This is a genomic window from Ammoniphilus oxalaticus (genome assembly GCF_003609605.1).
Classification (GTDB): Bacteria; Bacillota; Bacilli; order Aneurinibacillales; family RAOX-1; genus Ammoniphilus; species Ammoniphilus oxalaticus.
This window is the reverse complement of the sequence record NZ_MCHY01000009.1, coordinates 476,518-492,371: the sequence shown is the minus strand read 5'-3', so window position 1 is coordinate 492,371 and position 15,854 is coordinate 476,518. Positions and strand designations below refer to the sequence as shown.

General features: G+C 43.3%; 19 protein-coding genes. 4 read left to right on the top strand and 15 right to left on the bottom strand.

Annotation, left to right across the window (positions count from 1 at the left end; translation table 11 throughout):
* Window positions 1–78: 78 nt before the first annotated feature.
* The 5 genes from BEP19_RS13895 to BEP19_RS13875 form a co-directional block, all read right to left on the bottom strand.
* On the bottom strand, window positions 79–306 hold the full coding sequence (locus BEP19_RS13895) for a hypothetical protein (RefSeq protein WP_120190510.1): 228 nt from the start codon (window positions 304–306) through the stop codon (window positions 79–81).
* 205 nt (window positions 307–511) lie between these two features.
* Window positions 512–1,009, bottom strand: a complete 498-nt coding sequence (locus BEP19_RS13890; protein WP_120190509.1) for a YwhD family protein — start codon at window positions 1,007–1,009, stop codon at window positions 512–514.
* Window positions 1,010–1,049: 40 nt separating this feature from the next.
* Window positions 1,050–1,565: a YwgA family protein gene (locus BEP19_RS13885; protein ID WP_120190508.1), complete on the bottom strand. Its 516-nt coding sequence runs from the start codon at window positions 1,563–1,565 to the stop codon at window positions 1,050–1,052.
* 3 nt (window positions 1,566–1,568) lie between these two features.
* Window positions 1,569–2,846 carry an HD domain-containing protein gene (locus BEP19_RS13880; protein WP_245983566.1) on the bottom strand — a complete coding sequence of 426 codons (1,278 nt, stop codon included), beginning with the start codon at window positions 2,844–2,846 and terminating at the stop codon, window positions 1,569–1,571.
* Between the two features lie 110 nt (window positions 2,847–2,956).
* On the bottom strand, window positions 2,957–3,463 hold the full coding sequence (locus tag BEP19_RS13875) for a DUF3189 family protein (RefSeq protein ID WP_120190506.1): 507 nt from the start codon (window positions 3,461–3,463) through the stop codon (window positions 2,957–2,959).
* Between the two features lie 131 nt (window positions 3,464–3,594).
* Between BEP19_RS13875 and BEP19_RS13870 the strand changes: the two genes are divergently transcribed.
* Both BEP19_RS13870 and BEP19_RS13865 read left to right on the top strand, forming a co-directional pair.
* Complete coding sequence (locus tag BEP19_RS13870) at window positions 3,595–4,635, top strand: DUF3231 family protein (RefSeq protein ID WP_245983565.1); 1,041 nt, start codon at window positions 3,595–3,597, stop codon at window positions 4,633–4,635.
* A gap of 84 nt (window positions 4,636–4,719) precedes the next feature.
* Complete coding sequence (locus tag BEP19_RS13865) at window positions 4,720–5,133, top strand: carboxymuconolactone decarboxylase family protein (RefSeq protein WP_120190505.1); 414 nt, start codon at window positions 4,720–4,722, stop codon at window positions 5,131–5,133.
* A 239-nt stretch (window positions 5,134–5,372) separates the two neighbouring features.
* Here the strand turns inward: BEP19_RS13865 and BEP19_RS13860 are convergent, their stop codons facing one another.
* Entirely contained in the window at window positions 5,373–5,849 is a 477-nt protein-coding gene (locus BEP19_RS13860; protein ID WP_120190504.1) for a hypothetical protein, read from the bottom strand.
* Window positions 5,850–6,009: 160 nt separating this feature from the next.
* On the opposite strand from BEP19_RS13860, the gene BEP19_RS13855 reads away from it, so the two are divergent.
* On the top strand, window positions 6,010–6,981 hold the full coding sequence (locus BEP19_RS13855) for an NAD-dependent epimerase/dehydratase family protein (protein WP_120190503.1): 972 nt from the start codon (window positions 6,010–6,012) through the stop codon (window positions 6,979–6,981).
* Window positions 6,982–7,053: 72 nt separating this feature from the next.
* Here the strand turns inward: BEP19_RS13855 and BEP19_RS13850 are convergent, their stop codons facing one another.
* The 4 genes from BEP19_RS13850 to BEP19_RS13835 all read right to left on the bottom strand — a co-directional run bounded on the left by BEP19_RS13850 (window position 7,054) and on the right by BEP19_RS13835 (window position 10,705).
* Entirely contained in the window at window positions 7,054–7,263 is a 210-nt protein-coding gene (locus BEP19_RS13850; RefSeq protein ID WP_120190502.1) for a hypothetical protein, read from the bottom strand.
* A 217-nt stretch (window positions 7,264–7,480) separates the two neighbouring features.
* Window positions 7,481–7,705, bottom strand: coding sequence for a hypothetical protein (locus tag BEP19_RS13845; protein WP_120190501.1), 225 nt, complete (start codon window positions 7,703–7,705; stop codon window positions 7,481–7,483).
* Between the two features lie 32 nt (window positions 7,706–7,737).
* Window positions 7,738–9,351 carry an L-lactate permease gene (locus BEP19_RS13840; RefSeq protein WP_120190500.1) on the bottom strand — a complete coding sequence of 538 codons (1,614 nt, stop codon included), beginning with the start codon at window positions 9,349–9,351 and terminating at the stop codon, window positions 7,738–7,740.
* A gap of 274 nt (window positions 9,352–9,625) precedes the next feature.
* A complete protein-coding gene (locus BEP19_RS13835) occupies window positions 9,626–10,705 on the bottom strand; it encodes an acetamidase/formamidase family protein (protein WP_120190499.1) in 1,080 nt (359 codons plus the stop codon).
* A gap of 509 nt (window positions 10,706–11,214) precedes the next feature.
* On the opposite strand from BEP19_RS13835, the gene BEP19_RS13830 reads away from it, so the two are divergent.
* The gene (locus tag BEP19_RS13830; RefSeq protein WP_120190498.1) at window positions 11,215–11,904 is read left to right on the top strand and encodes an MOSC domain-containing protein; all 690 of its coding nucleotides are present in this window, start codon (window positions 11,215–11,217) and stop codon (window positions 11,902–11,904) included.
* 23 nt (window positions 11,905–11,927) lie between these two features.
* Here BEP19_RS13830 and BEP19_RS13825 read toward each other — a convergent pair whose 3' ends face one another.
* From BEP19_RS13825 to BEP19_RS13805, 5 genes are all read right to left on the bottom strand, one after another.
* A complete protein-coding gene (locus BEP19_RS13825; RefSeq protein ID WP_120190497.1) occupies window positions 11,928–12,488 on the bottom strand; it encodes a sugar O-acetyltransferase in 561 nt (186 codons plus the stop codon).
* 81 nt (window positions 12,489–12,569) lie between these two features.
* Window positions 12,570–13,415, bottom strand: a complete 846-nt coding sequence (locus BEP19_RS13820; RefSeq protein WP_170145375.1) for a mechanosensitive ion channel family protein — start codon at window positions 13,413–13,415, stop codon at window positions 12,570–12,572.
* Between the two features lie 176 nt (window positions 13,416–13,591).
* Window positions 13,592–13,831, bottom strand: a complete 240-nt coding sequence (locus tag BEP19_RS13815; RefSeq protein ID WP_120190495.1) for a hypothetical protein — start codon at window positions 13,829–13,831, stop codon at window positions 13,592–13,594.
* 62 nt (window positions 13,832–13,893) lie between these two features.
* Window positions 13,894–15,066, bottom strand: coding sequence for an MFS transporter (locus BEP19_RS13810; RefSeq protein ID WP_120190494.1), 1,173 nt, complete (start codon window positions 15,064–15,066; stop codon window positions 13,894–13,896).
* A gap of 169 nt (window positions 15,067–15,235) precedes the next feature.
* On the bottom strand, window positions 15,236–15,850 hold the full coding sequence (locus BEP19_RS13805) for a hypothetical protein (RefSeq protein WP_120190493.1): 615 nt from the start codon (window positions 15,848–15,850) through the stop codon (window positions 15,236–15,238).
* Window positions 15,851–15,854: the final 4 nt, after the last annotated feature.

Genomic DNA, 15,854 nt, shown 5'->3' with positions numbered 1-15,854 from the left:
GACTACAAAAATAAGGGTATGCCCTCATGCTGAGGACATACCCTTTTAAATTTCGGTTAATCGGTTAAGATCGCGCGATTAACAATCTTCGCTACCGCCAATTTCACCGTCGCCGTCGGCGAAGAGCTCATCGTTAAAGACTGTAATCAATCCATTTTCGCTTAACTCCTGCATCACTTCAAACATGCTTTCCTTTTTATCAGCGGGAAGCTGATTCACAAACGCATTGATCTCCTCGGCAGACGCGTTATATTCATAATGGACGCCGCCATGTCGGGCAAAATGACCTTGCAGTTCCAATTCCATTGCTATCACCTCACCACATGGGATACGTATATTGTGCGTTCGATGGGCGAGATTTATCCTTAGAAAAAACAAACAGGGTAGGTCGCGACCCTACCCTGTTTGTTTGTCCTAGTATTCATCAAAGTGCATAAACACTATATATTAGTTTACAACTTTTTTATTAGAAGCACAATTCTTTACCGTAAAATCTTTTCAATATTGCATATTAAGTTAATGCATTTTTCAATTCTTCAGGCGAATTGGCCCACATTTCCACGTTATGCTGCTCCAACATGTGACGCAACGTCGCTTTTTCCTGATCATTTAGCTCATCCAACATATAACGACGCTTCATCGCGGCATCCATTTTGTTGACGTGGTCAGCAAGTATTTTCCACCCGCGGCGCGCTTCTGGGTCAACGAGCATTTCACAAGCGGTCAGGCCCGCATAGTAAGGTCCGTTTTCATTGCGATCAGCGGCTGCCCAGACGATCCAGCATTTTCGCCCGTTCGGCACTTCATCTTTTTGCGGTAAAAACTTAATGCCGCGTTCGATCTTGCTTTTCGCGTGTAGCGCGCCAATATCGATATAAGCCTCTTCCCCATCAATAATCACCGCGGACATATTGCTCAAATTGATCATCCCGGCTCCAAAACCGCCATGTGTATTCGTTTTGCTAATAATATTTAAATCCATGCCTTTATTTTTATTGTTTTTCAACATGAAACGGACCCCCTTTTTCCACCATTTTACATGATGCCGCTTATCTAACGCAATCAGCCGAAAGCGTTTTAAGCTGCTCAATCCACCGATAGGCCTCACTAATTTCATCGGTCGTGTAATTAGACTTGGCCTTCAATGTAAATACTTTTTCTTCCACTTCAGAACGACTCAATTGTTCGAAATAAAATACAGTTGACACTAACTCCAAAAACCTTGCCGTCGATCGATTCAGTTTATTCACGATCGGCGTCACGTTCCCCACCTCTGCGGGCACATGCGCTAAAAAATCTTCGCCTTTATCTGTAATCCGGTACCGATACACGCGATAGTTCCCTTTATCCTCCAACTTCTCCTGGAGAAAGCCCAGTTCGCCTAACTCCTCTATTTCAAGGCTTAACTCCTCTGAGTACGGTCCGAAAAAGTGAAATTGAAACCGTTGATTTAGTTCGAACTGGAGTTTTTGCGTTATGTAAACGATCTTTTGCAATTTTTTTCGACCGACAATTTCCCCCGCTTGCTTAATCAGTTGCAACACTTTGGCATGTTCCTGCAACAACTTTTATTTCCCCCCTAAACGACTGCGGATCTCATCCGAAATGAGATCATCTGGATAATACAACTTATGGTCAAACCGCCGCTTCCCCGTGATCGATTTGACAATGATCGATTGTGTTGACAATTCCTGTAACGACCCGTCTGGCATTTCCAGCAAGATCGGCATCATCTCCCCCTCTTCTTGTCCAATGCGATAAAAATCATAGGGCAAATCTGAAGGCGAGTCTACTTCTAAATAATAATCGGGATCAAGACCATGTTCGCGAAACAAATTTTGTAATTCGGTCCACGTCCGATAATCCTGCTGCGGATCAAATTCAACGTATTTAAATAACCGACGGTGCAAAAAGCGTTGACACAAATCAGCAAAAATCGGATCCTCTTCTTGGCACCATTGTTGAATATAATACAATAATGTCGATTCATCAAACGCCAAGTACTGGTCAATACTCACTTCCCGCTCTTCAAAAAAGGGGATCATCGGGACTGGATCGGTTAAAAAAGCATATTGCTGTTGATAAAGATGTTTGGCTCGCTGAAAAATCTTACGCAAAATGACCTCCGCGCTCCGCGTGACCGGATGAAAGTACACTTGCCAATACATTTGATAGCGTGAAACGAGGTAATCTTCAATCGCGTGCATTCCGCTATGTTTGATCACAACTTGGTCATCGACAATCCGTAGCAGACGCAAAATCCGCTCCATATCAAAGGTGCCGTAATTGACCCCCGTGTAATACGCGTCGCGAAGCAAATAATCCATCCGATCGGCGTCAAATTGACTCGTGATTAGACTGACAATCATCTGATTGGGGTGTGTCTTGCCGATCACTTCAGACACCTTTTTTGGAAAATCGTCCGAAATCCCACGCAAAATTTCATTCACTTCCGTATCGCCTTCAATCATTCGCTGTGTCCACTGCTCGTGATCCGTCTTAAAAACCTTTTCAAACGAATGCGAAAATGGACCATGACCGATATCATGAAGCAACGCCGAGCAAAGACAAAGCAGAATCTCTTCCTCCGATAGATCCAGCTTGGACACCATCCTCCGCATCACTTCATACACGCCAAGCGAGTGATTCAGCCGACTATGTTCCGCGCCATGAAACGTATAATGCGTCGTGCCCAACTGCCTAATCCGTCGCAACCGCTGAAACTCCATCGAATTGATCAAATCCCAAATTACCTTATAACGCACATGGACATACCGATGCACGGGATCTTTAAACACTTTTTCTTCATCTAATAAAAGAGGAGTTATGAATGTGTCCGTTTGCAAAAAACGGTCCCTCCTTCTCATCTCATTTGTTTCATTATTCATATTAGTATACAGGAAATTTGGGACTGTCGGAAGCGCGCGCGGTGATCTTAGGAGAGGATTATTTACAGCTATGTAAATGTTTTATTATCTAATACAACTACATTTGCATTGGTTGATTTGCCTGTTTGTTTTGTATGCTCAACCAATCGAATAATATCTTTGGCGGCTTGCTTAGCGCCTATAACGAGTAGCGGAACGCCGATAGAATCAATTTTTAATCCCCTGGACAATAGCCCCCCGATTGTCATGGCAAAAGGAACCGTTGGCGATGTGTTCGAGATGATGACTTTCTCACGGATCTGATATTTATCTTGGAACAGTAAACTTAGATTTTTTAAGGCAGGCGCCACTAGCTTCGATCTCTTTCGCCCTATTGAGTAGACTGAGTTTCCATCCTCATCTACCCCATGAAAAAATAATTTTCCCATATCGGCGGCGGTTAATTTATTAAAATAGTCGACATTTAATATTTCTTCTTTCGTTGGCTGTCGATCTTTCGGAAGTTTATTCAAATGATAAGCCGCCGCGAGAGCCGTACTATGTGTTCCAGCATAATCATCATAAATATAAATCACGGTCATACCATCCTTTTTTTAGTTCATTATCCCCCAACATACCTATACCATCCCAAGGACTCATTTTCGCATAGAATAAATTGCTAACGGTAATCCTAAATAGAAATATCGTGATATAAGGGGATTAACTGATGGATATTATAAACCCGATGGACGTAATAAAGCCGATTCACCTAAGCGCAAAAGAGCTAGATGAATCCCAACCTTTAACAAGTGTTGAAATGGGTAAACTCTGGGTTACTTATATGGGGAACAATATGTCGATTAAAATTCTGTCCTATTTTCTAGAACATTGCGAGGATAAACATATTAGGACTTTATTAGAAAATGGACTGGCTTTAAGCGAAGATTTCACGCAAAGAACCAAAGTCTTTTTTAACGAGAATAACTTTCCAATCCCTTTTGGATTTTCAGAAACTGACGTAAACCTCGGCGCCCCGCGCCTAATGGAAGATGAACTATATGCGCATTATTTGAAGCACGCGGCAAAAGCGGGGCTTAGCCTCTATGCAATCGCCATTCCATTGGTCATGAGGGAAGATATCAGAGAATTTTTCGTTTACTGTAATCAATGCACAACGATCCTGCTGGGTCAAATTAACAATGTCTTATTTCACAAACATTTTATTTCGGAACCTCCCATTATTCCAACACCTGAAAAGGCGGATTTTATTAATAAACAAAACTTTTTAAATGGTTGGTTTGGAGACGTTCGACCTTTACATGCCATGGAGATTGTTCACCTTTATGATAACATTGAAGATAATGCAACAAGTAAAGCCTTGTTATTGGCGTTTTACCAAACAGCCGAGGACGAAAAAATAAAGGCGTTGTTTAAAAGAGGGATCGAAATAACGGATAAAGCGGTGAGGCGGTTGACTGAAAAGCTTCATCTAGAAAACTTGCAAACGCCGTCTTACTTAGATCATTTAGTTACTACATCGAACTATCCCCCTTTTTCCGACAAAATTATGTTACAGCAAAAGTTTGACATGTTCTCCATGAAAATTAGATCAATAGGGAACTCAATGGCTTTAAACGGACGAAGAGATCTCAGCGCATTGTATACAAGGACGTTGGCTGATATCGGTTTATTCATAGATGACGCCGCGAACATTTTAATTGACAAAGGATGGCTAGAGTCACCCCCAAAAGCATTTGATAGGAGCTGACCGTAGGATCCTCTCCGCCTAGAAAAAGAAGGTTAAATCATGTAACATGAAAGGCGTGTCATACAACCAAGGGAGGATTTTAAATTGGCAGAAGATCGTTATCAAAAAGGGTTAGAAAAAATAAAGGAGCTCACATCAGCAGACGATGAAAATCCAACTGGGTTTATGGATATTGGCGAACGTTTCGCGGATATCGCGCCTGATTTAACGAAGTATGTGGTTGAATTTGCTTTTGGCGATATATACGCGCGTCCAGGATTGGATAACAAGCAAAAAGTGCTTACAACCATTACCGCTCTTGTGGCGCAAGGAAAGCCGCAAATTGAAATGCATATCAAAACAGGCTTGTCTGTTGGTTTGACACCAAACGAAATTGTCGGATGTATCATGCATCTGATCCCATACACGGGGTTCCCAAGTGTGCTTAACGCCTTAACCGCCGCTAAAAAGGTGTTTGCGGAACAAGGTGTATCTGTCACACCGACTGAAGAATCATAGGATCGAGACATCCAAACCGATTAAAATGGTTCCGATCAACGATATCGTCGCTGATTGGAACCATTTTTGTTATTTCACGAGATTTCACCCCCGCCAGATCATGCCCCCTAGTAATGAAAGTAAAATTCTTTAAAAAAAGATAAAGGTGAACTCAGCCTTGCCCCAGCAACGCCTCGTCAGGTCCCCCACTTTTTTACATATGGAAAACACCCTATCTTTCACTCGTATACAGCCTTAACCTAGAAAACAAAAAGAGTCAAAGCAACGAGCAAAATAAAAGAAGTCCCGCTCAATATGATCTTCTTCTTCGCATTTGCTTCAACCACCTTGTGAATGATCGACAGCGCAAGTAGATTCAGCATGAAAATGAAATAATAAATGCCAGCAAACATGACCCATGTCTGCATTTTTAATCCGCCAAATACTGAAAATAGAAACATAAATATAATGAAAGAGAAGAAAAGCCCGATCATGATATAAATGTACATCCTTTGCCACCTCGGATGTTGCATAAAAGTTTCGTTAACGGTTGCGTAATTATAGAGCAATTGATTACAGGCAATGATGATAACCGCTGTAATGAGCGCCAAGTTTGTCTGTCGCAAAGTGACATCTTCCACAGATAAAATAGCGTTCGTCATGTACAGATCAATCACAAAAGCGAGCGCGATTAAAAGTAAAATGAGTGATAATTGCTTGAACCAATACATCTTCATAATATCCCTCCCTCTAAATACTACCAAATTAAAGGCCCTGTTTTAGCATACTTAAGTCCTGAATTATAGGGTTAAATCAGAAGCAAGTTTCTGATACTATAAAAAAGAACACGATACTAAACAGGCAATTAAATGTGTCTGTAATTGGAGGAACCAACAGGTGAAAAATGTTTTTGTATTAGGCGGAACTGGACTGTTAGGCTTTTATACAGTGAATGAATTGGTCAAGCGCGGTTATACTGTTTCAGCTATTTCTCGCGATCCCCAGCAGATCGCTGAATTATTGCCGCAGGAAGTGAAGGAAAAACATACAGGTGACATCAATCAGCTAACAGATGAGCAAGTTTTGGAGATGCTACAAGGAAAAGACGCGTTTGTGTACGCAGCGGGCTTAGATGAAAGAACACTTCCACAAGCGCCTGCGGCCCACTTTTACTATACTCACAACGTATTACCAACACAGCGGTTAGTCCGATTGGCGCGCGCCGCAGGGGTCAAAAAGTTCGTCATTTTCGGCTCCTATCATTGTCACTTTGCGGAAAAATGGACCGATTTAGATTTGGCGACGGCTCAACCGTACGCGCGGACACGCCTTTTACAAGAACAGGTTGCTTTCCTAGAAGGAGAAGGGGCGATGGATGTGATTAGCCTGCGGTTGCCGTTTATTTTTGGAACAATGCCCTTTCGAACCCCATTATGGAAAATGTTTGTTAACCGCGTCAAAGGCCAAGACGTTGTCCCTGTTTTAAACGGCGGGACAGCGATGGTCACTGCCCAGCAGGTCGCTGAAGCGGCGATTGGCGCGATTGAATACGGAAGGCATGGATCCACCTATGCTATTTCAGGAATCAATATGAAGTATAAAGAGTTTTATGAAATCATCGCCGATCTGCTCGAACAAAAAGACACTGTCGTCCAAGTTGTTCCATTGGACCAAATGAAGGCGGCATATCGGCAAGTGGATGAGCAAGCGGCAGCGGAAGGAAAAGAGTACGGGATCCATATTGAGCGCCAGGCGGACATGCAAGATCGCGATGCCTATATCGATCCGATGGACACGATGCCGATTTTGAAATATAGCGATGATGACGTTCGCGCTTGTTTAATTGAAACGATCAAAACGTGCATCTAGCAGCATAAAAAACGGTAGCCACTTAATGTAGCTACCGTTTTTTATGGGTGAAAATGAGCCCAAGCCCGACCTTTACACCCTCTTTTTTCGATGCTTGATCACATCGATAATGTAGATAATGATGAAATAAAGGAAGAAAAAAATGCTGCCGAAAAAGGCAATCAAAACTAAACGAGCAAATTTGGCGGGATCGGTTACTTGATTAAACACAAGCAGAGACGAAATGAGATAAATAAACCACGCCGATAAAACAACCGCTCCAATTCTATATGCCACGTTCATCGTCTCCCCCTCCCCCATCATTTTAATAGTCTTATCAAATCAGACGTTGCCGTAGATTTTGCGTCATTCAACGCTGGCTCACTTTACTATAAACCTTTTTGGATTATATTTCACCAATCGGACTCATGAGCGTTCTCTTGGGAAAAAGGACAAGCCGATTCCCTCGGTCAGGAATCGGCTTGTGTAGGAAACGGCGCGAGGCCGATTGTATACGATTTTAATGTCTCACGTACAGGTTGCCAATCGTTGCGGCCAAAAGACCTAGCCCTGCCCACATAAAGGTATCATTGCCGCTCGCGACTGCGAGGTATAGGACCGCAAAAGCGACCCAGACAAAAATGATACTCAATAGTTTCTTTTGAACAACGTTGTCTTTTTTTACTTCCTTAACAGGAACAGGGGTTTCTTCAATTCTTTCCTCAAGTACTCTCGCTGTGCTCATTTTCATTCTCCTCCCTGAAATATCATATTCCGCTACATGCCCATGCCAAGCGCAATCAGAACAAAGGCTAGAATCCCAACTGCGGCGCCTTGCAAAATGTTATACACAAGGGTGGATTTTAAAATCTCACCTTCCCGCCCCGCCAAGCCAGACACACCGGCTCCAAGAGCGGCAATACCTGGAGAAAACGAGTTGGATAAAGAAGCTCCCGTCGTCTGAGCGGATAGAATGATTGTGGCTGAAATGCCTAGCACGGTCGCAACCTCATACTGTAATCCTGTAAATAGAATGTTGGACGAAGTACCTGAACTTGTCACAAAACCACCAAGAATTCCAATGAATGGCGACAGAAGCGGAAACAGCGTCCCGGTTGTAACCGCAATGCCATAAGCAATATACGTCGTTAACCCACTGACTGTCATCAAGACCGCCATCATTGTCATCGTCATAATCGTAGCCGTCGAACTTAAAGACTGTGTCACCGTCTTTTCCCAAGCAGTTTTAAATACGTTTTGAGGTAACAGCCCTTTCGATTTGTAATAGGCGGCCGCTAGGATTAAAGAAAGCACAATCAAGGTGCCAGGTGTTGTCAAGATTTTCAGAGCGGAGTATTTCGCAGCCGCTTCTTGCGCATAACCGAATTGAGTAATCGTTTCCGCGAAAGGAAGTCCAATCTGAAACATATCTTTCTCTAAGAAAGTCTTGACGGGTCCAATCAGATAAATTGCAAATACAACTAAAATCAAAATGATGTACGCTGAGAAAGCGTCTACAAAAGACTTACCCGCAACTTCAGGATCTTCCTCAATCGGCGGAGCGTCAGCAGCGGGACGATACGATCGAAACTTCGGCAAAACAAAACTTCCCGCTATCAAACCGACACCGCCCGCTATGAAACAACCGAGGTTCGGCGAGACGAAACAGGTGGCAATCAAGGCGCCTCCCATAACAACCGACATGAACACAATCGCCAAGAATCCTTCTTTGATCGCTTTAAATCCACCATAGTTATGAGCAACAAAAAATCCAGTAATAACTCCGCCAAACGCGATGAAAATCGATCCCCAGAAAGCCATCGGAGCCGCCTCAACTCCGCTCAATTGGAGATTGATAGAATAAGATGACCCAAGCGAACCGAATGTAATTCCCCATGAGTGTCCGAGCAATGTCGTAACAACCGCGGTAAGGGGACTAAACCCTAAACCGATCAACAGCGGAGTGGCGACCGCAACGGGCACCCCAAATCCGCAGACCCCTTGAATAAAAGTAGGAAAGGCCCAACCAAGGATTAATAATTGCAACATTTTATTACCGTTTGTCAGTTTCGTGAACGTTGCCGCAATCACTTTAAAACTGCCCGTCATATCGACGATGTTGTACATATACATCGAAGCCCAAATAATAAACAATACAAAAACCGTCGTCCAAAGTCCCTTCACTGAACCTGCTGCCAGCACGTCAATGCCACTTCCAAATGCAAAGTAGGAGATAACCAACGTGACCACCCAGGCAATTCCACCTGCTCGAGCCCCGCTCATTTTGAAACCCATCATTAACGTTAAAACCAACACGATCGGCAACGCGGCCAAAATCCACGTAAACACCGACAATTCTGGTAGACCGACTTGCGCCATATCAATACCCATATGCGCCTCCTTCTGCCCTATTAAAAAGTAGAATCGTTCCGCTACTTCAAGTATTCGGAAATTTGAAACAGTTTTATAAATTCAGGTTGCCCACTTTCCCGCTATCCTCACTAGCATGGCAAATACATGTGTATATCATTGGTAGCGTATTCGTAGGTGATTATATATTTGTTTTGAGGTGATCGTTCTTGGGGATTGATGAGATCCCCCCTGTCTGGCAACCCCATTCAGGAGGGAATTTTTTATAACAGGTAGTTAGTCAACTGAAATGTAATTATGATCTTCTAGTCGGTTTTAGAGCTTGCTTCGGGATCGTAACATGGACACCGAGCTTATGGTCAACCACTTGTGTCACTCCGAAGTCAGCGGCAACACTCATGAACGAATACGCGTCAAAACGGGAGAGACCATAGTAATTTTCAACAAAATTCAGCATTTCATTGGAAGCGTTACGCATTGCCATATTCAAATCGACATCGAAACCATGAGCGACCCACGTTGTAGGCGTTTCCAAGATTGGCGATTTCGCGCTGAAATCTTTGCGCAACGTGACGCGAATTAAGCAATCCATCGAAGCTTCTACTGCCGTTCCTCCTAATTCACTATCCCCTTGCGCCAAGTGACAGTCCCCAATCGATAGGAGCGCCCCTTCATTAAACACGGGATAGTACATGGTAGTTCCTTCAGCAATTCGCCAGTTATCGACATTACCGCCGTGCAATCCAGGAGGAATCGTGCTAATTTTCCCGTCTTCCGCAGGACATACACCAAGCGTACCGATATGCGGGCGAGCTGGAATTTGCATATTTTCTAACGCAGCTACACGATTGACAGTGTCTGGTTCAATAATTTTTCCTCGCACCGTGTAGGCTCCAGGATAATCGTAAGCAAATTTCGCTGTTAACCATTGTTCCTCTTTATCTAATTCATAAATTACAACACGTGTTTGCTCTTCAAATTCCTTAAACAAGTAACCCCAAGGCGCCAATACATTAGAACCATATGGCATTCTCGGCTTTAATTTCAAAATCTCAACTTGCAATGTATCGCCTGGTTTTGCGTCTTTCACAAAAATCGGCCCTGTTAAAAGGTGAGAACCGGGATTTCGATCCTCGTAAGGAATTGATTCATAAATTTCCCTGCTCACATCATCTAACAATAAGTCAGGGGCGTAGCCCGCGTGGTGTGTAATTGTTTCGGCATAAACGAGATCACCCGAGTTGATTTCAAGAACAGGCGGTAATTCTTTCGAGAAGTATCCCCAGTGAACAGTCGCCGGATTAGCCGGTAAATGGTGTAATTTCGTGTCTTCTCCGATTACTGCCTTTAAATTTTTCTTATCTACTGTTAGCATAATTAACCCTCCAATTGGTTGTTCATTCTTTTTGTCTGTAAGCGCCTTCATTACTACGTGGGTTTATAAGGGTTGAATTTTAAAAGAAATCTGGTGACTCGTCCTCCCCCTTATGCATGTAATATTTTTCTTTGGATGTTTGTGTCGAATTATCTCTGTTATATCCAATGTAAAGCGCCGTTGATCAGTTGTCAACTAACATTTTGAAAGATTCTGTTTTTGAGGCAAATAAGTAGATTCATAATGAACAACGCCCTTCCATCACTTTACAAAGTATGCAATTAGAGCAACATTGTGAGATGGTCGATAGAGAGGGGAATAGGGTGACGTTCTATAGAAGCGCGGTTTACACACAAAAAACGGGAATATTAACATAAAATATTGAGGTTTAGCGTAAACATTTAGCCGCAAGCGTTTATGCATACTTAAATTTTATTATACAATGGAGATTGATTGAAGATCCTTACCACCAAGGTGGTAATTTTAACCAAAAAGGCAGGTGTCTAGCTATGCAAAGTGGTCAAATCATTTCGATCAATGTAGGAAAGCCCGAACAAGTTGAGCATAAGGGCAAGCAAGTTTCCACCGCGATCTATAAACAACCCGTTACGGATCCTTTGTTTTTATCGAAAGTGAACTTTGACGGAGACGGTCAGGCAGATCTCGTTCATCACGGCGGCGTCGATAAAGCCGTGTGTGTTTATCCACTTGAACACTATCCACATTGGGAACAAGCGCTGCAAACAGAACTCGCCTATGGCGCGTTTGGCGAAAACCTCACAACAAGAGGACTGTTAGAAACCGATGTATGCATCGGTGATATTTTTAAACTCGGCGCGGCGACCGTCCAAATCAGTCAGCCAAGGCAGCCTTGTTACAAATTATCTATTCGATACGGACTCCCTGAAATGCCCTTACACATCCAACAATTAGGGTACACCGGCTATTATCTTCGCGTGCTAGAAGAGGGGGTCGTATCGAGCTCTGACAGCCTAGTAAAACTAAAAGGCCATCCAAAAGCGATCACCGTAGCCTTTGCGAACCGACTTATGCATCACGACAAAAATGATTTCGAGGGAATTAAGCAGGTACTCGAAGTGGAAGAGCTGTCGAGCAGCTGGAGACGAACTTTTTCTAATCGTTTAAAAGGGGATCCAGGAGACTCTAGCGAGAGATTGACAGGAAAAAACAACCTTTAGACTTTCTAAAGGTTGTTTTGTTTTTAGGTATCAATTTTTTTGATAATCCTCGCTGGATTCCCTCCAATCACAACGGCATCTGGCGCATCCGTTGTAACAACGGAACCCGAAGCGATGACAACATTATCGCCAATGGATACCCCTGGATTAATCACCGCGCTGCCGCCGATCCAAACGTTATTGCCTATCCTGATCGGTTTACCGTATTCTTTCCCCGAATTACGTTCTGTTGGATTTAGTGGATGGGTCGCTGTGTAAATATGGACACCAGGCCCAAGTAGACAGTGATCCCCAAATTGCACTTCACAGACATCTAAAATGGTACAATCAAAATTTGCGTAAAAGTTTTCTCCAACATGCGTGTTATAGCCGTAATCAAATCGGATATTCGGCTCCATAAATACATTTTTGCCTGTTGAACCGAGTAATTGCTTCAATAACGCCACGCGCCCCACTAAATCAGATTCCACCGTTTGATTGTACATCCTGACAATCCGCCTTGCTTCCAACCGATCCTTAACTAGTTGAGGATCAAGCGGGTCATACATCTCACCAGCGATCATCCTTTGTTTTTCTGTTCTCATTGAAGGAAAGCATCCCCTTTTTAAACGATGTACCTTATTATTATTCCAAGATACTTCCATTCATAATAAAACAAAACGATTTTACCCGTTCCCCATAGGAAAATCTTGATTCATATACACAACTTTAGACATGGGCAGATCTATATTTTGTTCCGCAAAAATACTGCGTAGACGCTGCTTCGCATTTCGTTGCACACCCCAATGTGTGTATGGGTTGCACTCGGCAATCGCCCTTATCGTATAAGTTGAATCATTTAGTTCTTGAACGCCAAGCACCGATACATCACCAACAATATTTTCCTCACTTTCTTTTAACTCAAGCATTACACGCTCCGTAATTTGAAGGGCCTGCTCCACATCCGTTTGATAGCCTACATTAACATCCACGACCGCGATCGAATTTTCTTTGGAATAGTTTGTCACCTGTGTAATCTCCCCATTTGGGATGTATTCGACTTGACCTGTCCATACCTGAATACTCGTGATGCGTAACCCAACTGATTTGACCGAGCCCCAAACTCCATTAATGACCACATGGTCACCAACGCCGAATTGATCTTCAACTAATATGAACAGTCCATTAAGAAAGTCTTTAAGTAAACTTTGCGCGGCAAAAGCGATCGCAAGTCCAACAACCCCCGCTCCCGCCAACAATGCGCCAACATGAATTCCAAAGACGGGCAAGACCGTTAATAAAAAGATAAAATAAAAAGTATACCGAATCAGATTTGAAAGAATCATTTCTAACGTATCTCTGCGTCGTTCATCTAGCTTCGTCTGCATTCGCAGTACCCGATGTGTCATTTTAATCGATAGGCCTGTCCCAATCTTAATGATAATAAATAAGAGAATGATCTTTGCCGCGCCGCCCCCGATCTTACTAAGCAGCAGTTCATGGCGATCAATAAAATCCAAGATTTCATTCATGCTGAAAGGTTCCTCCCCTGTAAAATTTGTATTGTAACACATTACTAGATTTTCAGATTTCCAGCAAAGTTGATTTTGGGCGTAAAAAGAGGACATCCATTGAATTGACACAATAAAATATAAAAAACCAGCTAAACTCGTCGAGGAGCTGGCTGGTTTGTTAATTTAGTACCGATCTAGCTTACAAGAGTCATCATTTTTCGGGAAATAAAGTAGGCCCCAGTTGCTATCAACATGACCGCAGGAATCGTTGTCAACGGTGATACTGCGCCAAACGCAACCTCATTCTGAAAAGCGGCGCCTTCTGTGAACGTAACTTCAGGAACATAAAGCGCGGTGAGGGCCATCCCGCTTACGATTTGAAACGCGAAATAAAGCAAGGTGAAACTTGTGATAAACACCAAAAACCTTTTCATCTCATTAATCCCCTTTCCTTCTTACTTATTACTAGATTATCCCATTTTAAAGCAATAGTCCATTAAGCCGTTGTCGTATGATCTTCTCGTTTTATTGCGGGTCTGGATAAAGAAAATAAAGCAAATAACAGAGCAACGACGGCGATCGCTGAACCGAACCAAGCGTTCGCGGAAACAGCGCCCGTATAGTTTAAAGCCGCGCCGCCAATCGCGGAACCAACCGCAATGCCCACTTGAATCGATGAATTATTAAAACTTTGCTGTATATCTGATGTGGCTGGATCCGTTTGAATCAAATAACTTTGCTGTGGCGGAGCTAAACTCCAGCTTAATGCCGCCCAAATGATCATAATCGGAATAAAAATAACCAACGAGAAAGCGAAGAATGGGAGGACAAACAAAATGAGAGCGAACGCGCTGATTACAAAAACAATGCTCTTTTGAGCGCCAATTCGGTCAGACAACGCCCCGCCAAACGCCCCGCCCCCGACAGCCGCAACCCCAAAGATGAGGTAACAAGCGCTAATCCAATTTGAACCCAAATTTAATTTCGTTTGCAAAAACGGCGTAAAGTAAGCATAAATCGTGTAGTGCGCCGCCAATGTAAACACCGTCGCCAGATGGGCGCTGCCAATCTTCGAGCTAGCAAGCGCGCGTAGTTGGACCGAAAGAGGCACGGTCTTCTCCCCCTGCATCGGTTCCAAGAATAACGCGATCAGAACCATGGAGCCGATCCCAAGCGCGGCAATGCCCAGAAAAATCATCCGCCAGCCAAACGCGTCAGATACTAAAATCCCTACTGGCACTCCTAACACGAGCGCGGAGCTGATTCCCATATAAATCATACCTAGCGCTCTTGCTTGATGAGCGGGATCCACCACCCGCGCCGCGAGCGTCAAACTAAGGGTCACGATCAACCCCGTGCTAATCGCGGTTAAAATACGAGAGATCATCGCGATCATATAGTTCGGACTAAAAAACATGAAGATATTTCCTAAAATAAAGATAAATAACGACACCAAATATAATTTCTTCCGTTCTATTTTACTCGTCATCACCAGTAACACAGGCCCCGCAACCGCGTAAGTCAAAGCAAACGCTGTAATGAGCTGACCTGCCGAAGCTTGCGAAACACCTAAATCATCCGCGATGGTCGGAAGAATTCCCCCGATAATTAATTCAACCAACCCAACGGCCACGGTTGACAAGGCCAATATAAACACCTTGAAATTCATAACAAACTCCTTCTTATTATGTAATGTAAGTTCCGTAAGTTTATCACAATTTTTTACCGTCGAACATTTTCAACTGTACACAAAAGTTCCAAAACGATTAAACAGACAAAGAAAAAAATCAGAGTAACCTCTACGGCCTACTCTGATTCCTAATCGCCAAGTCACAAGTCTAATCCAATCTGGAACCGCTTCCACGATTAATTGAACTTCTATCCTTTCTTTCAATCCGAGCAAGCAGAATGAGCAGTAAAACCAAGCCTAAGCCAAATTGAATCCAAACCATCGTCGTCTTTGTTTTTGGGGCTTTCGGCTGTTGACTTAAAATTTGTTGATAGAAAGAATCATTTTGTTCATTTTGATCGTAAATCTCGCCATTGACGAGCTGGACCATCCCATTCGGTCCCCCGACCGGCGTCATAAAATGCACTTGTCCGTTACGTTCTAAAAACAGCAGGAATTCACCGCCATCCTCTTGGAACTGCTTGGCTAGAGCGACATCATACGTTTCAACACCCGCGGTCAATGTTGGCCGCGCTTCCCCTTTATAGACATGTTCAACACGGAAAGGATAGGCTTCAAACATCGGAGAACCCCCAACAGATGTCGGCGATCTGGAAAAATCATATACGCCTTTTACAATCACATCCGCCTGGTCATAAACTTCCTGAGCCTCTAATTCCACCCATGACGTGGCTGAGGCATTCAAACTCGATACGATTGCCAAAAGGAAAGCCGCAAACGAAACATAAACCACTTTACTTAAAACCTTTTTCCATACGTTCATATGC